The organism is Streptacidiphilus pinicola (assembly GCF_003258295.1).
GTDB classification, from domain to species: Bacteria; Actinomycetota; Actinomycetes; order Streptomycetales; family Streptomycetaceae; genus Streptacidiphilus; species Streptacidiphilus pinicola.
In genome coordinates, this window is sequence record NZ_QKYN01000096.1 from 1 (window position 1) to 22,009 (window position 22,009).

The window sequence follows — 22,009 nt, forward strand, 5'->3', positions numbered from 1 at the left end:
AGACCATGCGCTCAAGGGTAAGACCCGGTATGAGACCTCGTGTCCAAGGCGCCTCCCAGAGTGCAGGGCAGATTGCCCACGTGTTACTCACCCGTTCGCCACTGATCCACCCCGAAGGGCTTCACCGTTCGACTTGCATGTGTTAAGCACGCCGCCAGCGTTCGTCCTGAGCCAGGATCAAACTCTCCGTGAATGCTTTGGCCTCTAAATAAGGCACAGTATTCGCGCAGAGCGGCACAGCATCCGCTGGAATGAGCGGACCCGTGCACAGCGTCCTCGCTGAAATTTGTTTCTCAAAAGTAACTGGCGTTGACTTTTGGCACGCTGTTGAGTTCTCAAGGAACGAGGCGTTTTCCGCGCCGTTCTTCAGGGGTTTGTCCCGGACCGCGCCGGGCACAACGAAGAAGTTACACACCTCCTGGTCACGGAGCAAATCGGCGCTGTTCACCCACATGACGTACAGTCTCCGCAGGCGGTAGTGGTCTAGACCTCTCGCCGGACGGGCGCTCTGCCCGACCTGTCCGTAGTTGACATGATTTAGGCTGATCTCCGACGTGGGCCGACTCGGCCCACGCGCGGGTTTCTGCCACTCGACCAGGAGGCTCAACCATGACGACGACCGTCACGTCCCCGCTGGCCGGCCGGGCGATCGGGCTCGCGAACGTGCCCGACCCCGTGTTCTCGGGTGCCATGGTCGGTCCGGGCACGGCGATCGACCCGGTGCGGAGCCCCGGTGCCGCGGTCTCCCCCATTGACGGTGTCGTCGTCTCCATGCACCCGCACGCCTTCGTCGTACTGGACGACGAGGGCCACGGGGTGCTGACCCACCTCGGCATCGACACCGTTCAGCTCAACGGCCAGGGGTTCGAACTGCTCGTCAACAAGGGCGACACCGTCAAGCGCGGTCAGCCGGTCGTCAAGTGGGACCCGGCCGCCGTCGAGGCCGCCGGCAAGTCCCCGATCTGCCCGATCGTGGCCCTGGAGGCGACGGCGGACCAGCTCTCCGACCTCGCGGAGACCGGTGAGCTCGCGGCGGGCGACGCACTCTTTTCCTGGAAGTAGCAGCACCCCTTCGACGGAGACTCAAAGCGGAGACCGGTGAGATGACAGAGACCCTGCAGGGCGTGGGCGTGAGTCACGGCGTGGCGATCGGCCAGGTGCGGCACATGGGTACGGCGGTGCTGGAGCCCGAGGCCAGGCAGATTCCGGCCGAGGACGCGCCGCGCGAGCAGGCCCGGGCCCGGCAAGCGGTCGACGCCGTGGCGGCGGACCTGCAGGCGCGCGGCAACCTGGCCGGCGGTGAGGCGCAGGCGGTGCTCGAGGCACAGGCGCTGATGGCGCAGGACCCGGAGCTGATGGCGGACGTCGAGCGGCGGATCAACGTCGGCAGCTCCGCGGACCGTGCCGTCTACGACGCGTTCGCCGCCTACCGTGCGCTGCTCGCGGCGGCGGGCGACTACCTCGCCGGGCGCGTCGCTGACCTGGACGACGTGCGGAACCGCATCGTGGCGCGGCTGATGGGCGTGCCGATGCCGGGCGTGCCGGACAGCGACGAACCCTACGTACTCTTCGCCCGTGATCTGGCTCCGGCCGACACCGCGCTGCTGGACCCGACCCTGGTGCTCGGCTTCGTGACCGAGGAGGGCGGGCCGACCAGCCACAGTGCGATCCTGGCCCGCGCGCTCGGCGTCCCGGCGGTGGTGGCGCTCGCGGACGCGACGAAGACGGCCGAGGGCGTGCTGGTGGCGGTCGACGGCAGTACGGGCGCCGTCATCGTGGACCCCCCGCAGTCGACGCAGGACGCGCTGCGCGTGGAGGCGGCGGAGCGGAAGGCGGCGCTGGCGGCCTCGACCGGGCCCGGTCGGACCTCGGACGGGCACACGGTGCCGCTGCTGGCGAACGTCGGGGGTCCGGCGGACGTGCCGGCCGCGGTGGAGGCGGGCGCCGAGGGTGTCGGCCTGTTCCGCACCGAGTTCCTCTTCTTGGACGACTCGAAGAAGGCACCGTCCGAGGATGCGCAGGTCGAGGCGTACCGGAAGGTGCTGGAGGCGTTCCCGGAGGGCCGTGTGGTGGTGCGCGTCCTGGACGCGGGCGCCGACAAGCCGCTGGAGTTCCTGACCCCGGCCGACGAGCCGAACCCGGCGCTGGGTGTGCGCGGACTGCGCTCGCTGCTGGACCACCCGGAGGTGCTGGGCACACAGCTGCGGGCGCTGGCTCGCGCGGTGGAGGGCCTGCCGGTGCACCTGGAGGTCATGGCGCCGATGGTGGCCGACCGCCAGGACGCCAAGGCGTTCGCCGACGCCTGCCGCGAGGCGGGGCTGAAGGCGAAGTTCGGCGCGATGGTGGAGATCCCCTCGGCCGCGCTGCGGGCGCACTCGATCCTCCAGGAGGTCGAGTTCCTCTCGCTGGGCACCAACGACCTGGCGCAGTACACGTTCGCGGCCGACCGGCAGGTGGGCGCGGTGGCGCGGCTGCAGGATCCGTGGCAGCCGGCGCTGCTGGACCTGATCGTGATGTCGGCGGAGGCCGCGAAGGCGACGGGCAAGAGCTGCGGAGTCTGCGGCGAGGCGGCGTCCGACCCGGTGCTGGCCTGTGTGCTGACGGGGCTCGGTGTGACGAGCCTGTCCATGGGCGCGGCGTCGATCCCGTACGTGCGGGCGAAGCTGGCCAAGGTCACGCTTGCGCAGTGCGTGCGCGCCGCGGCGGCCGCCCGCGCCACGGACAGCGCGGCCGACGCGCGCGCGGCGGCGAACCAGGTGCTGTCCGGGGAGTGACCCCGGAGCTATCCCTGCGTCGGGCCCTCGTCTTTCGGGACGGGGGCCTTCGGGACGGGGGCCCGCTTGCTCCTGGCCTCGGTGCTGACGACGAGGCAGACGCCCGCGACGACGATGGCGCCGCCGAGCGCGATGGACCAGGTGACCGCCTCGGAGAGGATCAGCCAGCCCAGCAGCACGGCCACGACCGGGTTGACGTAGGCGTAGGTGGCGACGAGCGACAGCGGCGCGTTCTGCAGCAGCCAGGCGAAGGCGCTGAACGCGACGAGCGAGCCGAAGACGACGAGGTAGGCGAGCGCGAGCCAGGAGCTGGTGCTGACGGCGCCGACGTCGAGGTGCTCGTGGCGGATCAGGCCGAGCAGCAGGTCGACGAGGCCGCCGGCGAGCATCTCGTAGGCGCTGGCGGTGAAGGGGTTGGCCGGCATGGGCAGCCGGGAGGAGGCGAAGGACCCGAGCGACCAGAGCAGCGACGCGGTCAGCACCAGGACGATGCCGGTGAGCCGGACGCCGCCGGAGGTGCCGGGGAGGGTCAGCACCGCGAGCCCGCAGAAGCCGAACAGCACGCCCGCGAAGGTCGCCGCGCGTGGCCGGTCGCCGAAGGCGGTGCGCAGCACGATGACCCAGAGCGGAACGCTGGCGACGAGGAGCGCGGCGAGACCGGACGGGATGCGCGTCTCGGCGAGGACCACGAGCCCGTTGCCGCCGACCAGCAGGAGCAGTCCGACCAGCACGACGGTCGCGAGCCGGCGGCGGTCGATCTTCAGCGCGGCGGCTCCGGAGCGCCAGGCGACGATCCCGGTGAGCAGCAGCCCGGCGGTGAGGAATCGGAGCGCGGCGGAGAGGAACGGCGGCATCGTCTCGACGGTGATCCGGATGGCGAGGTAGGTCGATCCCCACACCACGTAGACGATGACCAGGCCGGTCCAGAGCATGGCCTGCGGCCGACGTTCGCCGGGGTTCGAGGTGTGGGCGGGGGCGGCGGTGGCTCCGGTGCGGGTGGAGGCGGTGGCCGCATCACGCGTCATGTGCGTACCTCTCTGACGGGTCTGTACACCGCATGGTGGCGCAGAGGGGCGTCGCCGCGCTACGGGCAGGACAACGGTGTCTCGTTCAGCGAGACAACTCTTCTCGGTGAATGAGACTTGATCTAGCGTCGAGCCGGGAGGTAGAACATGACCGAGCATCAGAACCACTACACCCATGGCTTCCACGCCTCGGTGCTGCGTTCGCACCAGTGGCGCACGGTGGAGAACTCGTCCGCGTACCTGCTGCCCGAGCTGAAGCCGGGCCAGGCACTTCTCGACGTCGGCTGCGGGCCGGGCACGATCACCGCCGGACTCGCCGAACGCGTCGGCCCCGGGCTGGTGACAGCGGTCGACAACTCCGCGGAGGTGCTGGCGCAGGCGCGCCAAGCCGTGCCGGAGTCGGCCGGGGTCCGCTTCGAGACGGCCGACGTGCACGCGCTCCCGTTCCCGGACGCGTCCTTCGACGTCGTCCACGCGCATCAGGTGCTGCAGCATGTGGCCGACCCGGTGGCCGCGCTGCGCGAGATGCACCGTGTCTGCCGTTCCGGCGGCGTCGTCGCGGTACGGGACTCGGACTACGCGGGCTTCACGTGGTACCCCGCGGTGCCGGCGCTGGACGAGTGGAACGCGTTGTACCACCGCGTCGCCCGCGCGAACGGCGGCGAGCCGGACGCGGGCCGGATGCTGCGCGCCTGGGCGCTGGCGGCCGGCTTCCCGGCCGAGCGCGTCGAGGCGTCCTCGTCGACGTGGTGCTTCGCCGCGGACGAGGACCGCGGGTGGTGGGGCGGCATGTGGGCCGAACGGATCCTCAGCTCCGGGATCGCCGACCAGGCGGTACGGGAAGGCTTCGCCACGCGCGCCGACCTGGACCGGATCAGCGCCGGCTGGCGCGCGTGGGCCGCGGACGAACGCGGCTGGTTCAGCGTCCTCCACGGCGAGCTCATCTGCCGAGCGTAAGTGATGCTCCCGCAGGTAGTTGCACCTCCCAGGAGCGCGGGGCCCCTGGGAGGTGCGATTAGCCCTCGGTCTTGCGGAACTGCTCGAAGACGCGGAGCGCGTCGGGGTTGTCGATGGAGCCGGGGTTGACCGCCTTCTCGAGGGGCGTGCCGCCGAGGATCCGCTTGACGGGGACCTCGATGCGCTTGCCGGTGAGGGTGTGCGGGATCGCCGGGACGACGATGATCTCGTCGGGGACGTGGCGCGGGGACAGCTGCGTCCGCAGGGCGTCGCGGACCGCCGCGCGGAGAGCATCGTCCAGCTCGGCGCCCTCGGCGAGGACGACGAAGAGGGGCATCCAGTAGCCGCCGTTCGGCTGCTCCAGGCCGATGACGAGGGACTCCTTGATCTGCGGGAGGCGCTCGACCACCTCGTAGATGTCGGAGGAGCCCATCCGGACGCCCTGGCGGTTCAGCGTGGAGTCGGAGCGGCCGTGGATGACGACGGTGCCGCGCTCGGTGACGGTGATCCAGTCGCCGTGCCGCCAGACGCCCGGGAACATCTCGAAGTAGCTCTCGCGGTAGCGGACGCCGTCCGGGTCGTTCCAGAAGCCGACCGGCATGGACGGGATCGGCTTGGTGATCACCAGCTCGCCGACCTCGCCGACGACGGGCTTGCCGCCGGCGTCCCAGGCCTCCACCGCGGCGCCGAGGCTGGGGGCCTGGATCTCGCCGACGTAGACCGGCAGTGTCGGCGCGCCGCCGACGAAGCAGCTGCACACGTCCGTGCCGCCGCTGACGGAGGCCAGCCAGATGTCGGAACTGATCTCGTCGTAGATCCAGCGGAAGCCGTCGGGCGGGAGCGGGGAGCCGGTGGTGCCGATCGCGCGGAGCCGGGAGAGGTCGAGGTCGGTGCCGGGGTGGGCGTCGCCCTTCTTGCAGGCCATCACGTAGGCGGCGGACGTGCCGTAGACAGTGACGCCGGTGGCCGCGGCGATGCGCCACTGCGCGTCGGTGGTCGGGTAGCCGGGGCTGCCGTCGTAGGTGACGATGCTCGCGCCCACCAGCAGGCCGGCGAGCAGGAAGTTCCACATCATCCAGCCGGTGGACGTGTACCAGAAGAAACGGTCCTGCGGCCCGAGGTCGAGATGCAGGCCCGCCTGCTTGAGGTGCTCGACCGTGATGCCGCCGTGGCTCTGGACGATCGCCTTGGGCAGACCCGTCGTGCCGGAGGAGTACAGCACCCACAGCGGGTGGTCGAACGGCACCTGCTCGAAGGAGGGCACGGCCGGTGCGGAGGTCAGCGCGTCCCACTCCAGCGTGCCCGCCGGGGCCCCGCGACCCAGCAGCGGGATGTGGACGACGTGCCGCAGCGTCGGCAGCTCGCCGCGCAGCTCGGCGACGACCTCCGTGCGGTCGTGCTCCTTGCCGCCGTAGCGGTAGCCGTCGACGGCGAACAGCAGTACGGGCTCGATCTGCTGGAACCGGTCCAGCACGCTGCGCGCGCCGAAGTCGGGGGCGCAGGAGGTCCACACCGCGCCGACGGCGGCGGTCGCCAGCATGGCGACGGCGGCCTGCGGCACGTTCGGGACGTAGGCACTGACCCGGTCGCCCGGACCGACGCCGAGCCGGCGCAGCTCCGCGGTCAGCGAGCCGACCTGACGGCGCAGCTCGGACCAGGTGGTGACGCGCGGTTCCGCGGCGCCCTCCTCCATGTGGAGGATCGCCGCGGTGTCGGCGTTCTGCGGGTCCTCACCATGGCGCAGGATGTGCTGGGCGTAGTTCAGGCGCGCCTCGGGGAACCAGGTGGCGCCGGGCATCGACGCGTCCGCGAGGACGGTGGTCGGCTGCGTGGTGAACCGCACGTCGAACCACTGGATCAGCGCGCTCCAGAAGTCCTCGAGGTGCTCGACGGACCACCGGTGGAACTGCGCGTACTCGACCTCGGGCTTGCCGTCGGGCAGCGGCTTGGGCGCGCCGTAGTACTCGGCGGCGAAGCGGTGGAAGGCAGCGAGCCGTGAAGCAGCCGCTCGTGCGGGGTCGGGCTGCCACAGGGGGGTGATCTCGTCGCTGCTCATACGCTGTGCGGGCCTCCGAGCTCGGCGCCCTGCACACCGAGGGGCAGGTGGGAACGCCTGTGCAGAATCTCCCACGAAGGCGGGGCCCCACGCCAGGCAACCCGGGTTCTCTTTGCTCGTGAGATCGGGCACGAGCATCATGCATCCTGCACGCTCAGGGTCCCGGGCGCGGCCGCGGCACCGGGTCCGGCCTGTCCCGCGACGGCCGCGGGCGCCGCCGACGGCCCCGGGCCAGCGTCGGCCGTCCGTGGACCGTTGGAGGTCAGCAGCACCGGCAGGCCCAGCGCGTCGCCGATCGCCTCGGCCCACTGCGTCGGGCGCTCCAGCCGCGCCGGGCGGGCGCGCAGCAGGTGGTCGGTGAGGCGCTGGCGGCGGTCGAAGTCGCCGGGCGGCACCGGGGTGAGGTCCCGGATCTCGCCGCCGGCGAAGTCGTAGGCGTCGCACAGCCGCAGGTCCCGCGCGCGGACGGGGGCGTCGAGATGGGTGACGGCGAGCGCGTCCGCTCCCCCGCAGGCACGCAGCGCGTAACGGTGGGCGACGGCGTCGAAGTGGCCGCGGCGGAACCGGCCCTGCCAGGGGCCGGTGGTGTTGTGGGGTTCGGGCAGCTGGGTGTGGAGGGCGGGGTCCTCCGTGACCAGCGGGCCGGGCCCGTGGCGCGTCGTGCAGGTGCGGACGACGCCCAGCCGCAGCGCGTCGTCGCCGGGCGCGCCGGACTCGTCGAGGAGGGCGACGGCGTTGGCGAACGTCGTGGTGGACCAGGTGGTGTACGGGTGGAAGCCGTGCCACTCGTCGAGCAGCACGCCTTGGGCTCCCTCGAAGACGACGCGCTCGCGGCGCAGTACGCCGCCGAGGAAGGACTCGTCGGTCAGCCGGACGGCCTGCACGAACGCCCGGTAGGCGGGCAGGCAGTCCTCCACCGGCGGCCCCAACCGCTCGGCCGGCAGCCCGAGTTGCGCGGCGAGGCGGTCCCGCAGCCGGGCCAGCCGGCCGTGCAGGCGCATCGGCACGGCGCAGTCCCCTGCCGTGGGCGCGTCGTCGGGGTGGCGGAGTGCGTAGGCGGCGGTCTCGCCGATGCCCATGCCGCAGGAACCGTGCCGACCCGCGCCGCGCGCCTGCTCGCGCAGCCGGTTGGCGCCGGCGTGGTACGGGGTAGTGAGCAGGGCGCGGCGGTCGACGGTCAGCATGCCGAGGGCGTCGGGCACACCGAGCTCGGCCAAGTGCCGGGCCTCCGCGGAGAGCGCGAGCGGGTCGACGAGCATGAAGCGGGACAGGTGTGTGCGCACGCCCGGCACGAGGGTGCCGGAGCCGAACTGCGCGAAGGTGTGGTGGCGGCCGTCGTCGGTGACCACGTTGTGGGCCGCCTGCGCACCGCCGTTGAAGCGGACCACGGTGGTCGCGCCCATCGTCCGGCACAGGCGGTCCACGGTGGCGCCCTTGCCGGCGTCGCCGAACCCCAGGTCGACGACGACGGCGTGGCGCTGACGGATGTTCACAGCCGGGTGTTCCCCGGCCCGTTGCGGCGTTCTTGGTGACGGTCCTCGCCGCGCAGCAGCGACACCTCCGAGACGGCGACCTCCCCGCCGCGCCGGGCCACCCCGGCGAGCGCCCGCCCGACGCTCGCACCGGCGCGGGAGCCGATGTCGGCCAGGTCCTCCAGGCCTTCGTCGAGGTCGATGGCGCCCTCGGCGAGGCCGATGGTGAGTGCGATGGTCTCGCAGACGGCGTCGAGGTCGTCGAGCTCGATGACGTTGTCGGCGAGCAGCGTGCGCCAGCGGCCGAGCACCTGGTCGTTGCCGACGTAGGAGGAGCCTGCCGGGAGGAGGTAGTAGACGTCCCAGCGGCGGCGCAGCTCGTCGACCAGCGCCTGCAGCGGGATGTCCTCGGTCGCGCGCTCCCCGAAGACGGCCCGCAGCTCCGTCGCGGACACCTGCCCGTAGGGGAGTTCGTCGCCGATGATGAACAGGTAGCCGCGACGGCCGCGCTTCTCGTGGCAGTCGATGGCGGTGTGGCGGGCCATCGCGTACATCGCGAGCTCGTAGGACTCGTGCATCTGACCGCCTCCCCCGCCCTCGAGGAAGATGTTGCCGAGGTTGTCGTCCATCCGGTTGTCCGACTCGAACTGCCCCAGCTGGAGCGGGACTCGGTCGCAGGTGGCGTCCCCGATCGCGCCGAAGAGGATCTGCGGGTCGCGCACGTAGCCCTTGCGCAGCAGCAGGCCGAAGAGCTCGGGCAGCTCGGTCTGCAGGACGCGCGGGACGGTGCCCATGGAGCCGGTGACGTCGAAGAGGACGGCGACGGCCTGGGAGTCCGGGTGCTCGGCGCTGTCGCGGCTCTCACGGTCGGTCAGCCCGAGCGGGTCGAGGTCCGGGTGGGCGCGCCACTCGTGGCGTGGACCGCGCCGGGCGCGGTCGCTGTAGTCGAAGGCCCCGATACCGTGCGTGGCACGGTAGTTCGCGGCGGCGGCGTAGACGTCGGTGTCCCAGCGTCCGCTTCCCATGGTGGTTCTCCCCGTTCGTGAAGCAGTGTTCGTTCAGGGCCCGCTTGTTCAGGCGGCGGGCAGGCGCAGTGGCCGGAAGGTGCGCGGGCCGTAGAGGCGTTCGAGCAGCTGGTCGAGCTCGGCGAGCAGCCGCCAGGCGTCGTGGGGGCGGCGTGGCTCGGCCGGGAGCATGCAGCCCGCGAGGAAGCCGCGCATCTGGGACGGCGCCTGATCCCCCATCAGTTCGGCGATGCAGGAGCTGGCGAGGTGGATGTCGGTGGCCTCGGTGACCGGCCTGCGGGCGGCCACCTCGGGCGGGTAACGGCCACGGTGGCGCTCGACCAGCGCCGGCGCGGGGGCGGGCACGCCGGTGGTGGCGTAGCACCAGTCGACCAGCACCAGACCGTGCTCGACGGGGTGGATCAGTACGTGCTCGGGCAGGACCGCGCCGTGCCGGACGCGGGTGCGGTGGGCGTGCCCGAGTGCGACGAGCAGCCGCCGCCAGATCCACGCGGCGTCGCGCGGGTCGAGCCCGTCGGGGAACGCGTCGCGCAGTTCCGCCAGGCTCAGGAACCCGTCGAGCCGCAGCAGCGCGTTGACGCGGCGGGGGGCGGCGCCGGGTTCGGCAGGATCCGCGTGGGTGAAGCTCTCCAGCAGCGTCGGCACGTAGTTGCGGAAGCGCGGCTCTCCGTGTCGCGCGAGCCAGGCGAGGGCATGGGCCTCACGCTCCATCAGGTCGTTGTCGGCCGGGCTGTACGGGGTCTTCAGCACCGCGTCCAGCTCCGGGCCGCGGCCCTCGCGAGCCCGGGTTCGGGCGGCACGCAGCAGGGCGACGTCGCCGGAGGCGATCCGGTCGCCGACCTGGTAAGTCCGATGACGTGTCGTCAGCAGGTCGTCAGAGACCAGTGGCTGGGCGGCGCGCAGGCGGTTCAGCGAGGCGCAGGCGGCGGTGGCCTCGGCGCGGCGTCCGGGCGGGGCGGTGTCGGGGTGCAGCAGGCGCGCGAGCCGCCGGTACCGGCGCGCGGTGACGTCCGGCGCGGCGGCCGCACCGAAGACGTCCTCGGCGCTGGTGGCCGCGGCGAGGGCGGCGAGCGCCTCGTCGAAGGTGCGGGGCCGGGGCGGATCGGACGGCCGGCTCGTCGGCCGGCGCCAGGGTGGTTCGCTCAACGGTCTCCCTCCTCGGGGTCGTACTCCTTCGCGTCGGTAGGTCGGCGGTGGGCGGACGGGCAGGATCGCGGGCGCCGGCTTGTGGGTGTCGGCTCGTCCGGGCCGGCTTCTGGGCGTGAGGCCGGTGCGCGGACTACCTGGCGTCGGGTTCCTCGGCGTCCGGTCGCAGCAGCGCGGGGTGGAGCAGCCGGGCGTCGCCGGCCCGGTAGAGACGGGCCCGGGGGCCGCCGCGGGAGCCGCCGCGTTCGGCGGTCTCGCCGGTGCTCTCCACGAAGCCGGGCGCGGAGAGCACCTTGCGGTGAAAGTTGCCGGGGTGGAGCTTCTGCCCCCAGATCTCCTCGTAGACCGCGCGCAGTTCGGGAATCGTGAACTCGGGCTCGAGGAAGGCCGCGGCCAGCGGGGTGTACTCCAGCTTGGCGCGGGCCCGTTCGAGGCCGTCGGCGAGGATCCGCCCGTGGTCGAAGGCCAACTCCCGGTCAGCCGACCCCCGTTCGGTCGAGTTCCGGCCGCCGGTCCCACCCCCGTGAGGACCGACGACCGGAGTCCATGCGGCGCGGGCGGCGTCGCCGCCGGCGCGCGGATCGGGCAGGTCGGGCGCGAAGGCCAGGTAGGCCACGGAGACGACGTGCATCCGCGGATCCCGCGCCGGCTCGCCGTACGAGCCGAGTTGCTCCAGGTGCACGCGGCGCAGCGCACCGGCGCTGAGCCCCGTCTCCTCCGCGAGCTCGCGCGCCGCGGCCTCGTCGAGGCCCTCCTGTCCTGCCTTCACGAACCCGCCCGGGAGCGCCCACTGCCCCTGGAACGGCTGCCCCGCCCGCTCGACGAGCAGCACGTTCAGGCGGCCCTCGCGCAGGGTCAGCACGACGATGTCGACCGTGAGCGCGATCGCGGGGAAGTCCCGCGGGTCGTAGGCGGCCAGGAACGCGGCTTCGTCGTCGCGGTGGGCGGGCGCCGGGCTCATCGCTTCTCCGTTGTTCTCAGCTTGAGTATTTCTCAGAACGAGAACAACGTAGCGCACAGCCGTGCGATGTGCCAGCCCCGCCCCCCTCGCTACGCGCGCAGGGAGGCCACCACGACGAGCACCTCCTCGGTCAAATCCGGCCCCACCGGCCCGTGTTGGTACATCAGCCGGTACCACATGGCCCCGAAGACCAGATCGACGACGGTCACCACCGGGACCTTCCAGCCGTCGGCGCCGTACCGCTCCAGCATCTGCGCGAGGAGCGCCCGACGGCCCGCGATGTAGCCGCGCAGCGTGCGGGCGAGCTCCGGATCGGCGAAGGCGTCGGAGAGGACGCCGAGGAGGACGTCCGTCGTCGGGGCCTTGGCAGCGAGCGCGAAGGTGCGGTCGAGGAAGAGGCGGAGGTCCGCGACGGGATCGCCGGTCGCGGGCGGCGCGCCGAGCGTCTCGCCGATCTCGCCGAGCGCCTCCAGCAGCACCGCGCCGCGCGTCGGCCACCAGCGGTAGACGGTCTGCCGGCCGACGCCGGCCTCCGCCGCGATGGCCTTCATCGTGAGCGCGGCGTATCCGTCGCGGACGCAGAGCGCGAGCGCCGCGTCGAGGATCGCACGGTGCGCGTCCGCGCTGCGCGGACGGCCGAGGGGCTTGGAGTTCATGGACCGACTTTACAAGGCACGGTGTCTCGATAAATAATCGAGGCACGGTGTCTCGTAAAGAGACGCGAGAGGGAAGAAGTGGGGACGGACATGGCACAGCACACGTCGGAGCGCGTCGTCATCCTCGGCGGCACCTCGGGGATCGGCCTCGCGACGGCGGACCTGCTGCTCGACCGGGGGTACGAGGTCGTCATCGCCGGACGCGACGAGGAGCGCCTCGCGCAGGCGCTCAAGACGCTCCACGCGAAGCAGTCCGCCCGGCCCGTCACCGGCCGGGCGGTGAACGCGACGGACGGCGAGCAGCTCGCCGCGTTCTTCGCCGAGGTGGGCGCGTTCGACCACCTCGTGGTCACGGTGACGCGCAACGGCGGCGTCACCTCGCTGGCCGACCTGGACCCGGCGGAGCTGCTCAGGCACAGCGAGGGCAAGCTGCTCGCGCACCTGCTCAGCGTCCGGGCCGCGCTCGGCACGCTGCGCGCGGCGGGGTCGGTGACGCTCGTCGGCGCGGTGAGCTCGCACCTGAGCGCGCCGGGTCTGGTACTCCTGGGGTCGATGAACGCCGCCGTGGAGACCGCGTCGCGGATCCTCGCGGCCGAGCTGGCTCCGCGCCGGGTCAACGCGGTCTCCCCCGGCGTTATCGAGACGCCCTGGTGGGACTGGATCCCGGAGGAGGCGCGGGCCGAGACCATCACCGGCGCGGCCAGTGGCGCGGCCCTCGGCCGTCCGGGCCGTGCGGAGGAGGTCGCGCACGCGATCGGATTCCTGGTCGAGAACACCTACACCACGGGCGTGGTACTGCCGGTGGACGGCGGCGCGCGGCTCGCGGTGTAGGGCCGAGCGCCGGTGCCACGCGACGGAGCCCGGGATGCGGACGCGTCCCGGGCTCCGTCGCGGCGCGGAGTTAGGGTGAACACGACAGAAGGGGCGGGGCTGCCGGAGCTCCGGGAGGACCGCCCCAACGCCGTTCCACCCGCTGGTCCGCACCGCCCGGAGGTTCCTGTGACGCCCCCTCGGATCCCGCTCGCCGCCGCGCTCGCCGAGGGCCCGGTCGTGCTGGACGGCGGCATGTCCAACGAGTTGGCGGCCGACGGGCACGACCTCTCCGACGCGCTCTGGTCCGCGCGGCTGCTGCGCGACGCCCCCGACGCCGTCGCGGCGGTACACCGCCGCTACTTCGCGGCCGGCGCACAGGTCGCCATCACGGCGAGCTACCAGGCCAGCTTCGGCGGCTTCGCCCGCGTCGGCGCCGACCGCGTGGAGTCCGAGGAGCTGCTGCGCCGCAGCGTCAGCCTGGCCCGCGAGGCGGCCGGCGACGCCGCGGACCGCTGGGTCGCCGCCTCCGTCGGCCCCTACGGCGCGGTCCTCGCCGACGGCTCGGAGTACCGCGGCCGCTACGGCCTCACCCGCGCCGAGCTGCGCGCGTTCCACGCGCCCCGGGCGGAGGTGCTGGCCTCGGCCGCGCCGGACGTGCTGGCGATCGAGACCATCCCCGACGTGGACGAGGCGATCGCCGTGCTCGACGCGGTGGCGGGGTTGGACGTGCCGGTCTGGCTCTCCTACAGCGCGGCCGAGGGACACACCCGCGCCGGGCAGCCATTGGCCGAGGCGTTCGCTGTCGCGCGCGACAACCCGCAGGTGATCGCGGTCGGCGTCAACTGCCTCGCCCCGGAGGAGGCGGTGGACGCGGTCGCCCTGGCGGCGGAGGTCTCCGGCAAGCCGGTCGTCGTCTACCCCAACAGCGGCGAGGGCTGGAACGCCACGACCCGCGCCTGGTCCGGCCCGGCCACCTTCTCCCCCACGCGCGTCTCCTCCTGGCTCTCCGCCGGCGCCCGCCTCCTCGGCGGCTGCTGCCGCGTCGGCGCGGACCAGATCAGTGCGCTGAGCAAGGAGCTGCACTAACCCGCGCCGCCGGCGTGCAGATGGTCCTCGCTGGGCCGCCGGGCAGCTGCCTCCGGTGGTTTCTCGCGCCCACGCCGGGGGCGCCTCCCGGCCGAGGGCTGGGGGCGGGGCCGCAGATCGGCACAGCCTCGCGCCCCCGGGGGATCTCACCTGCCGACAGGTTCTGGCAGACTCTGTCTCAAGCAGATCAACGTCGGCATTGTCGAACGACGTTTCCAACAGCAAGTGCGCGGAGGTATCTCGATGGCCGGGTCGATCCAGTCGCTGGAGCGGGCGGCGGCGATCCTTCGGCTGCTCGCCGGCGGGGAGCGGCGGCTCGGGTTGTCGGACGTGTCCAGCGCGCTCGGCCTGGCGAAGGGCACCGCGCACGGGATACTGCGCACCCTGCAGCAGGAGGGTTTCGTCGAGCAGGACCCGGACTCGGGCAAGTACCAGCTCGGCGCGGAACTGCTGCGGCTCGGGCAGAGCTATCTCGACGTGCACGAGCTGCGCGCCCGCGCGCTCGTCTGGGCGGACGACCTGGCCCGGGCCAGCGGCGAGACGGTGTACCTCGGCGTGCTGCACCAGCGCGGCGTGCTGATCGTGCACCATGTCTTCCGGCCCGACGACACCCGGCAGGTGCTGGAGGTCGGCAGCATGCAGCCACTGCACAGCACCGCGCTCGGCAAGGTCCTCACCGCGTTCGACCCGGTGGCGCGCGCCGAGCTCGTGGAGAGCGAGCGCGAGGCGTTCACTCCACACACCCACACCGACCTGGACGCCATAGACGCCGAGGCCGCGGCGATCCGCGAGCGCGGCTGGGCCTCGGCCGTGGAGGAGACCTGGACGGGGGTGGCTTCGATCGCCGCGCTGATCCAGGACCGGCGGCGCAACCCCGTGGGCGCGGTGGCGCTCAACGGCCCGGTGGAGCGCGTCTGCCTGCCGGAGCCGGACGGGACGGCCGGCCCGGTGCGGCCGGAGCTGGTGGTGTCCGTCCGCGAGGCGGCCCGCTCGATCTCCCGCGACCTGGGCGCGCCCCGCTTCTAGCGAACCTCCGGCACACACAGGCCTTCGCAGGCCGACGCGAGCCCGCTGCCGCAGACCACGGCGCGGGCGCTTCCGCGTGTTCACGTGCAGCGATTCGTACCTTCTGCCTAAGTTGAGCAGACAGTGGACGCAGCCTTGACGCGCGCCATACTCCCACGTAGTTTTCGCACAGCGGTCGACATTGTCGAACGTGAGCCGCAATCCGCACCCTGGGAGCCGCCGTGTCCGACACCCACATCTTCTTCGGCGAAGTCATCGGGACCGCCCTGCTGATCCTTCTCGGCGGCGGCGTCTGCGCCGCCGTGACCCTCAAGAGATCCAAGGCGGAGGGAGCCGGCTGGTTGGCCATCACCTTCGGCTGGGGTTTCGCCGTCCTCGTGGCCGCCTACGTCTCCAACAGCCTGTCCGGGGCCCACCTGAACCCCGCCGTCACCCTCTCGATAGCCGTCAAGACCGGTGACTGGAGCCACGTCCCGCTCTACCTGGCCGGTCAGTTCATCGGTGCCGCGCTCGGCGCGGTGCTCGTCTGGCTCAGCTACCTCGGCCAGTTCAACCAGAACGACGAGCCCACGCTCGGCATCTTCGCGACCGGCCCCGAGATCCGGAACCCGGCCCAGAACCTGATCACCGAGGCGATCGGCACCACCGTCCTCTGCCTGCTGATCCTCACGCAGGGCCTCAACAAGGAGCTCGGCCTCTCCGGCATGGGCATCCTGATCACCGCGCTGACCGTCGTCGGGATCGGTCTCTCGCTCGGTGGTCCGACCGGCTACGCGATCAACCCCTTCCGCGACCTCGCGCCGCGCCTGGTGCACTCGCTGCTGCCGATCCCCAAGAAGGGTGACTCCGACTGGGGTTACGCCTGGATCCCCGTCGTCGGCCCGGTCATCGGCGCCCTGATCGCCGGCGGCATCTACAACGCGGCCTTCGCGTAGGCCAGGCTTCTTCCTCAAAGAGCCCGAAGAGCCAAGAACCCGCCCCCGTCCGCCCACTCGTCAACGAGGACGCCATGACCACCAGCAACGGCCAGTACATCGCGGCCATCGACCAGGGAACGACCTCCAGCCGATGCATCGTCTTCGGTGCGGACGGCCGGATCGTCGCGGTCGACCAGCAGGAGCACAGCCAGATCTTCCCCCAGCCCGGTTGGGTGGAGCACGACGCCGAGGAGATCTGGACCCGGGTCCAGTCGGTCATCTCCGGTGCCCTGGCCAAGGCCGGGCTCACCCGCGACGACATCCGCGCCATCGGCATCACCAACCAGCGCGAGACCACCGTCCTGTGGGACAAGAACACCGGCAAGCCGGTCCACAACGCCCTGGTGTGGCAGGACACCCGCACCGAGGACCTCTGCAAGGAGCTGGGCCGCAACGTCGGTCAGGACCGCTTCCGTCGCGAGACCGGGCTCCCGCTCGCGAGCTACTTCGCCGGCCCCAAGATCCGCTGGCTGCTGGACAACGTCGAGGGCCTGCGCGAGCGCGCCGAGCGCGGCGACATCCTCTTCGGCACGATGGACACCTGGGTCATCTGGAACCTGACCGGTGGCGTCGACGGCGGCAAGCACGTCACCGACGTGACCAACGCGTCGCGCACGATGCTGATGAACCTGCACACGTTGGAGTGGGACGACAAGATCGCCGAGTCGATGGACGTGCCGATGTCCGTCCTGCCGGAGATCCGCTCCTCCGCGGAGGTCTACGGCGAGGCCGTGGGCGAGCTGGCGGGCGTGCCGGTCGCCTCCGCGCTGGGCGACCAGCAGGCGGCGCTGTTCGGCCAGACCTGCTTCGACGTCGGCGAGGCCAAGTCCACCTACGGCACCGGCACCTTCCTGCTGCTGAACACCGGCGAGAAGGTCGTCAACTCCTACCACGGGCTGCTGACCACGGTCGGCTACCGGATCGGCGACCAGGCCCCGGTCTACGCGCTCGAGGGCTCGATCGCCGTCACCGGCTCGCTGGTGCAGTGGCTCCGCGACCAGCTCGGCATCATCTCCACCGCGGCCGAGATCGAGACGCTGGCCTCGACGGTGGCGGACAACGGCGGCGCCTACATCGTCCCGGCGTTCTCCGGCCTGTTCGCGCCGTACTGGCGCTCGGACGCGCGCGGCGTGATCACCGGCCTGACCCGCTACGTGACCAAGGGTCACCTGGCCCGCGCCGTGCTGGAGGCCACCGCCTGGCAGACCCGCGAGGTCGTCGACGCGATGGAGAAGGACTCCGGCGTCACGCTCTCAGCGCTCAAGGTCGACGGCGGCATGACCAGCAACAACCTGCTCATGCAGAACATCGCCGACGTCCTGGACGTCCCGGTCGAGCGCCCGTTCGTCGCCGAGACCACCGCGCTGGGCGCCGCCTACGCGGCCGGTCTCGCGGTCGGCTTCTGGCCGGACGTCGACACCCTGCGCGCCAACTGGCACCGCGCCGCGGAGTGGACCCCGCGGATGGACGAGGAGACGCGCGAGAGCGAGTACAAGAACTGGCTCAAGGCCGTCGAACGGACCATGGGCTGGATCGAAGAGGACCAGCCGACGGGCCACTGACGTCCCGTCGTCTCACACAACTCGGGTGCGGTGGGCCCCCTCTCGGGGGGAGGGGACCCACCGCACCCCTGGGTCCGCATGGCCGGACCCAGCACCACCTCCAGGAAATTCGAGGGATCTTCCGATGCACACCATGCCGACCCTTGGGGCCAACCGCACGGCCGACCGCGCGCAGGCGCGGGCACTGCTGAGCAGTGCCACCTACGACCTGCTGATCATCGGCGGCGGCATTCTCGGCACCGCCGTGGCCTGGACGGCCGCGCAGTCGGGCCTGCGGGTCGCGATGGTGGACGCGGGCGACTTCGCCGGAGCCACCTCCAGCGCCTCCTCCAAGCTGGTCCACGGCGGTCTGCGCTACCTGCAGACCGGCGCGGTCAAGCTGGTCGCGGAGAACCACAAGGAGCGCCGCGCGCTCTCCACGGACGTCGCACCGCACCTGGTCAACCCGCTCACCTTCTTCGTCCCGGTCTACAAGGGCGGCCCGCACTCGGCGCCGAAGCTCGGCGCGGGTGTCTTCCTCTACTCCGCGCTCTCCGCCTTCCGCGACGGCATGGGCCACGTCGCCACCGCCGCCCGCGCCGGGCAGGCCGTCCCGGCGCTGAAGACCGAGGGCCTGCGCTCCGTCGCCGTCTACGGCGACCACCAGATGAACGACTCCCGCGTGGCCGTGATGACGGTCCGCGCCGCCGTCGAGTCGGGCGCGGTCGTGCTCAACCACGCCGAGGTCTCCGGCCTTCGCTTCACCGGCGGCCGGGTCACCGGCGCCGAGGTCCGCGACCGCCTGACCGGCGAGGAGTTCGGCGTCGACGCGCGCCTCGTGCTGAACGCGACCGGCCCGTGGGTGGACCACCTGCGCGCGATGGAGGACCCGAACGCCGCGCCCAGCATCCGGCTGTCCAAGGGCGCGCACGTCGTGCTCAAGCGCAAGGCGCCCTGGAAGGCCGCGCTGACAATCCCGATCGACAAGTACCGCGTCTCCTTCGCCATCCCGTGGGAGGACCACGTCCTGCTCGGCACGACCGACGAGGAGTACACCGGCGACCCGGCCGACGTCCGTGCCACCAAGGCCGACGTGGACCAGATCCTCGGCGAGGCCGCCCACGCGATCCGCGACGACCACCTGGACCGCGACCTGATCACCTACTCCTTCGCAGGTCTGCGGGTGCTGCCGGGCGGCCCCGGCCAGACCGCGGCCGCCAAGCGGGAGACCGTCGTCACCGAGGGCCGCGGCGGCATGCTGTCGGTCGCCGGCGGCAAGTGGACGACCTACCGTCACATCGGCCGGGTCGTGCTGGAGAAGCTCGCGCACGTGGCGGGGACCGGCCTCGCCGAGGACATGTCGACGATCCCGCGCACCGTCCCGCTGCCGGGCGTGGCCAGCCCGAACGCCGTCGCCCACCGCCTGCTGGTCGACCGCGAGCCCGGCGCCCGGATGGACCCGCTGGTCGCCCGCCACCTGGCCACCCACTACGGCACCCTCTCCTTCGACATCGCCCGGATGATCGACGACGACCCGTCGCTGGGCCGGCAGATCCACCCGGACGGCCCGGACGTCTGGGCCCAGGTCGCCTACGCCGTCGACCAGGAGTGGGCCGCCACCACCGACGACGTGCTGCGCCGCCGCACCACCACGACCGTCCGCGGCCTCGACACCCCAGAGGTCCGCGCCGAGGTCGACACCTTCCTGGCAACCCGCCTGCCGCAGGCCTGACACCCCGGCTCCCCCACCGCCCGGGCCCCGCCGTCGTCGACGGCGGGGCCCGGGTGTATTTTGAACGCGTTCAACAACGAGCGCCAGGGGGACGGACACGATGAAGGTCGTGCTTCCCGGCGGGACCGGGCAGGTCGGCGGAATCCTGGACCGGGCGCTGACGGCCGCCGGTCACGAGGTGGTGGTGCTGACCCGGCACCCCACCCGCGAGCGGCAGCTGGCCTGGGACGGCCGCACGCTCGGCCCCTGGGCGGCGGAGGCGATCGACGGTGCCGACCTCGTGGTCAACCTGGCCGGTCGCAGCGTCAGCTGCCGCTACACACAGGCGAACCTGCGGCAAATGATGGACTCGCGCGTCGACTCCGCCCGCGTCGTCGGCGAGGCCATCGCCGCAGCGAGGCGGCCGCCGCGCGTCTGGATGCAGATGAGCACCGCGACGATCTACGCCCACCGCTTCGACGCCCCGAACGACGAGGCCGGCGGCCTGATCGGCGGCAAGGAGCCGGACGTGCCCTGCGGCAGGCCTGGGGCATGCCCGTCGGCATCCCGGCCACCCGCTGGATGGCCGAGCTCGGCGCGTTCGCGCTGCGCAGCGACACCGAGCTGCTGCTGAAGAGCCGCCGGGTGACGCCGGGCCGCCTGCGTGAGGCGGGCTTCGCATTCGAGTGCGAGGGGTGGCCGCAGGCCGCGGACGACCTGGTCCGCCGGATGCGGCGCTGACGGCCGCGCATGGGGGTCCGGACAGCCGGGCGGCACGGGCGCAAGATCGGCCCCGGATTTCGGCGGACGGGGGAAACGATCCGTTCCCACACCAGTTCGTGGTCTACCCCGACGCGGGGCACGAGGTGGGCATGTTCCCGTACCTGCGCATGGGCCCCGCCACGGCACAGGGCGGCACCAGGTCCGGCAACGAGGCTGCCCAGAGCGCGAGTTGGGCGCGACTGTTGGTTCCTCGCGGTGGACCGCGGCTGACCGCCGCAGCGGCACGGAGACGGGCCCGGCGGCGGCCGGGCCCGTCAGTCCGTGGGGGCGGGCGTCAGCAGCTGAGGTCGATCTGCTCGAACGTCGCGTAGTGGTCGTCGGTGTAGTAGTCGATCTGGTCCGGCTGGTCCTGGACGATGCGGCGCGCGCCGCGGGTCGGGCTGCCCGGGGTGACCACGGTGTACTCGTGGTAGTAGCCGTAGGGCTCGCTCGGCAGGACGCCCTCGTTGTTGGAGAAGATCGTCCCGTCCTGGCTGTACGGGTACGGGCCGCCCTGGGCGATCAGGTTGAGCGTGTCGTCGGCCTGCGAGGGCAGCTGGCTCTGGCACACCGTGCCGCTGACGTCGGCGTGCGCGCTGGCGGCCGGCAGCAGGACGGGGCAGGTCGCGGCGAGGACGCCGGCAGCGAGGAACAGGGTCGCGGTGCGCGCGTTCCACGCGCGTAGAGAGATGCTCATGTCAATGAGTGTGCGGACGGACGAGGCAGCACGGAAGGGAACATGACATCCCTTCACGATTTGTTCGCCTGACAACCTCTGATCGAGCAGAAGATGTCCCGCGGGTGACACGACCCACCCGTTCGGAGCCCCGACGCGCGACACGGAGGGGTCCGGACGAGACTGGAGGGGCGTGATCGGACACCGACGACGAGGAGCGGCCATGCTCGCGGTCTTCCTGTTCCTGCTGCTGATCGCGGTCGTCTTCGGGTTCCTCGGCGCGATCGTGAAAGGCCTGTTCTGGCTGCTGATCATCGGCTGCGTGGTCTTCGTCCTGGCGGTGCTCTTCGTGGGCCTGCGCACGGGCCGCCGCCTCGGCCGCCGCGAGGCGGCCCGCAAGGCCAAGCACGGCGCGGCGGAGCACTGAGCCGCGAAGCGGCCGGCCCCGAGCGGCCGTCGCCTACGCTGATCTGGTGACCGACGACGCGTTGATTCCGGCCTCCGCCGTCCAGGAGGCGGTCGTGCGCTGCTCGGGCTGCGGCCGACCACTGCGCGACCCCGCCTCCCGCGCCCGCGGCCACGGACCCGTCTGCACCGAGCTCCGTCTCCCGGAGCCGCCGCGCGTCACCCAGGAGGAGACCCTCCCCGGCCTCTGAACCCCGGGGCGGCACCCCCAGCCGTAAGCCTCCGCCCGCCAGCCGGCGTCAGCCCGACACGGTCACGTGGAGCTCGAACCGCCCGGCGGCTCCCGTGCACGCTGCGGCTTCGCCGCAGGCCTGGCGGGTCGCCAACACCGTGGCACGACCCGGGCCGACCGCGGTGTAGTCGGCGGTCTGATCTCCGCAGCCGGCCATACCCATCGGCGGCGGGCAGGACGTGCTCGGGCTCGCCCAAGCCGTGGCGACCGTCCGCAGGACCTGTGACGCGCCAACCGGCTGGAAGGTCCAGAAGGCCGTAGGCAGATCCACGTGGAGCCGCTCGCCCACGTGCAGGGTCACGGTCTTGCCGTCGTCGGCGCCGCTCGCCATGACGGCGGTGGCGCCGCCGCCGGAGGGTGTACCCGGCGTCGCCGCGGCAGAGGCGGAGGCCGTCGTGGTGGGCCCCGTCGAGGGCGGAGTCCCCCCGGGCCCGGGCGACCCCGGGGAGCTCGCGGACGTGCACCCGGCCAGCGCCAGCACTGTCGCACCGGCAGCGCAGAGCAGCGAGACCTGAAGTCGATCCATCAGAGGCACCGTCCTGTTCGCCTGTTCGGTCGCCTTTCCGACGGCTGCCGGGTCACCCGGGTTCCCCGCCGCGGGCGCAGGATTGTGCGGATTTCATGGCGAATCGTTCACGACACACCCTC

20 protein-coding genes, 1 rRNA gene and 1 pseudogene are annotated in these 22,009 nt (G+C 72.3%); 12 read left to right on the forward strand and 10 right to left on the reverse strand.

Annotated features, from left to right (window positions below; translation table 11 throughout):
- Window positions 1–193 (reverse strand): 16S ribosomal RNA (locus DN069_RS24085); the annotation flags it as partial.
- A 416-nt stretch (window positions 194–609) separates the two neighbouring features.
- On the opposite strand from DN069_RS24085, the gene DN069_RS24090 reads away from it, so the two are divergent.
- Both DN069_RS24090 and ptsP read left to right on the forward strand, forming a co-directional pair.
- Complete coding sequence (locus DN069_RS24090; RefSeq protein WP_111504177.1) at window positions 610–1,062, forward strand: PTS sugar transporter subunit IIA; 453 nt, start codon at window positions 610–612, stop codon at window positions 1,060–1,062.
- A gap of 41 nt (window positions 1,063–1,103) precedes the next feature.
- Complete coding sequence (gene ptsP, locus DN069_RS24095; protein WP_111504179.1) at window positions 1,104–2,774, forward strand: phosphoenolpyruvate--protein phosphotransferase; 1,671 nt, start codon at window positions 1,104–1,106, stop codon at window positions 2,772–2,774.
- An 8-nt stretch (window positions 2,775–2,782) separates the two neighbouring features.
- Here the strand turns inward: ptsP and DN069_RS24100 are convergent, their stop codons facing one another.
- Window positions 2,783–3,799, reverse strand: coding sequence for an EamA family transporter (locus DN069_RS24100; protein WP_165845620.1), 1,017 nt, complete (start codon window positions 3,797–3,799; stop codon window positions 2,783–2,785).
- Between the two features lie 147 nt (window positions 3,800–3,946).
- Between DN069_RS24100 and DN069_RS24105 the strand changes: the two genes are divergently transcribed.
- A complete protein-coding gene (locus tag DN069_RS24105) occupies window positions 3,947–4,756 on the forward strand; it encodes a class I SAM-dependent methyltransferase (protein ID WP_111504181.1) in 810 nt (269 codons plus the stop codon).
- A 58-nt stretch (window positions 4,757–4,814) separates the two neighbouring features.
- Here the strand turns inward: DN069_RS24105 and DN069_RS24110 are convergent, their stop codons facing one another.
- From DN069_RS24110 to DN069_RS24135, 6 genes are all read right to left on the reverse strand, one after another.
- Window positions 4,815–6,812 (reverse strand): acetoacetate--CoA ligase, encoded by a 1,998-nt coding sequence (locus tag DN069_RS24110; protein WP_111504183.1) that lies wholly within the window; start codon window positions 6,810–6,812, stop codon window positions 4,815–4,817.
- 137 nt (window positions 6,813–6,949) lie between these two features.
- On the reverse strand, window positions 6,950–8,305 hold the full coding sequence (locus DN069_RS24115; RefSeq protein WP_111504185.1) for an adenylosuccinate synthetase: 1,356 nt from the start codon (window positions 8,303–8,305) through the stop codon (window positions 6,950–6,952).
- The gene (locus tag DN069_RS24120) at window positions 8,302–9,309 is read right to left on the reverse strand and encodes a hypothetical protein (protein WP_111504187.1); all 1,008 of its coding nucleotides are present in this window, start codon (window positions 9,307–9,309) and stop codon (window positions 8,302–8,304) included. The genes DN069_RS24115 and DN069_RS24120 overlap by 4 nt, the downstream gene beginning before the upstream one ends.
- A 48-nt stretch (window positions 9,310–9,357) precedes the next feature.
- Complete coding sequence (locus tag DN069_RS24125) at window positions 9,358–10,455, reverse strand: molecular chaperone DnaJ (RefSeq protein ID WP_111504189.1); 1,098 nt, start codon at window positions 10,453–10,455, stop codon at window positions 9,358–9,360.
- A 133-nt stretch (window positions 10,456–10,588) separates the two neighbouring features.
- On the reverse strand, window positions 10,589–11,374 hold the full coding sequence (locus DN069_RS24130) for an NUDIX hydrolase (protein ID WP_207892252.1): 786 nt from the start codon (window positions 11,372–11,374) through the stop codon (window positions 10,589–10,591).
- A gap of 131 nt (window positions 11,375–11,505) precedes the next feature.
- A complete protein-coding gene (locus tag DN069_RS24135) occupies window positions 11,506–12,072 on the reverse strand; it encodes a TetR/AcrR family transcriptional regulator (RefSeq protein WP_111504193.1) in 567 nt (188 codons plus the stop codon).
- 90 nt (window positions 12,073–12,162) lie between these two features.
- Here DN069_RS24135 and DN069_RS24140 point away from each other — a divergent pair, with 90 nt between their 5' ends.
- From DN069_RS24140 to DN069_RS24170, 7 genes and pseudogenes are all read left to right on the forward strand, one after another.
- Window positions 12,163–12,903, forward strand: coding sequence for an SDR family oxidoreductase (locus DN069_RS24140; protein WP_111504195.1), 741 nt, complete (start codon window positions 12,163–12,165; stop codon window positions 12,901–12,903).
- Between the two features lie 168 nt (window positions 12,904–13,071).
- Complete coding sequence (gene mmuM / locus DN069_RS24145) at window positions 13,072–13,971, forward strand: homocysteine S-methyltransferase (RefSeq protein WP_111504197.1); 900 nt, start codon at window positions 13,072–13,074, stop codon at window positions 13,969–13,971.
- Window positions 13,972–14,214: 243 nt separating this feature from the next.
- Window positions 14,215–14,997 carry an IclR family transcriptional regulator gene (locus DN069_RS24150; RefSeq protein WP_111504199.1) on the forward strand — a complete coding sequence of 261 codons (783 nt, stop codon included), beginning with the start codon at window positions 14,215–14,217 and terminating at the stop codon, window positions 14,995–14,997.
- Window positions 14,998–15,206: 209 nt separating this feature from the next.
- Window positions 15,207–15,932: an MIP/aquaporin family protein gene (locus DN069_RS24155; protein WP_424556319.1), complete on the forward strand. Its 726-nt coding sequence runs from the start codon at window positions 15,207–15,209 to the stop codon at window positions 15,930–15,932.
- A gap of 74 nt (window positions 15,933–16,006) precedes the next feature.
- Complete coding sequence (gene glpK, locus DN069_RS24160; protein WP_111504203.1) at window positions 16,007–17,536, forward strand: glycerol kinase GlpK; 1,530 nt, start codon at window positions 16,007–16,009, stop codon at window positions 17,534–17,536.
- Window positions 17,537–17,660: 124 nt separating this feature from the next.
- The gene (locus DN069_RS24165) at window positions 17,661–19,247 is read left to right on the forward strand and encodes a glycerol-3-phosphate dehydrogenase/oxidase (protein WP_111504205.1); all 1,587 of its coding nucleotides are present in this window, start codon (window positions 17,661–17,663) and stop codon (window positions 19,245–19,247) included.
- Window positions 19,248–19,347: 100 nt separating this feature from the next.
- Window positions 19,348–19,967 (forward strand): annotated as a pseudogene (locus DN069_RS24170) (DUF1731 domain-containing protein).
- Window positions 19,968–20,283: 316 nt separating this feature from the next.
- Here the strand turns inward: DN069_RS24170 and DN069_RS24175 are convergent.
- Window positions 20,284–20,685, reverse strand: coding sequence for a guanyl-specific ribonuclease (locus DN069_RS24175; RefSeq protein ID WP_111504207.1), 402 nt, complete (start codon window positions 20,683–20,685; stop codon window positions 20,284–20,286).
- A gap of 202 nt (window positions 20,686–20,887) precedes the next feature.
- On the opposite strand from DN069_RS24175, the gene DN069_RS24180 reads away from it, so the two are divergent.
- Both DN069_RS24180 and DN069_RS24185 read left to right on the forward strand, forming a co-directional pair.
- Window positions 20,888–21,091 (forward strand): hypothetical protein, encoded by a 204-nt coding sequence (locus DN069_RS24180; RefSeq protein WP_111504209.1) that lies wholly within the window; start codon window positions 20,888–20,890, stop codon window positions 21,089–21,091.
- 46 nt (window positions 21,092–21,137) lie between these two features.
- Window positions 21,138–21,320, forward strand: coding sequence for a DUF6011 domain-containing protein (locus tag DN069_RS24185; protein WP_111504211.1), 183 nt, complete (start codon window positions 21,138–21,140; stop codon window positions 21,318–21,320).
- Between the two features lie 48 nt (window positions 21,321–21,368).
- Here DN069_RS24185 and DN069_RS40270 read toward each other — a convergent pair whose 3' ends face one another.
- A complete protein-coding gene (locus DN069_RS40270) occupies window positions 21,369–21,887 on the reverse strand; it encodes a hypothetical protein (protein ID WP_165845621.1) in 519 nt (172 codons plus the stop codon).
- Window positions 21,888–22,009 lie beyond the last annotated feature (122 nt).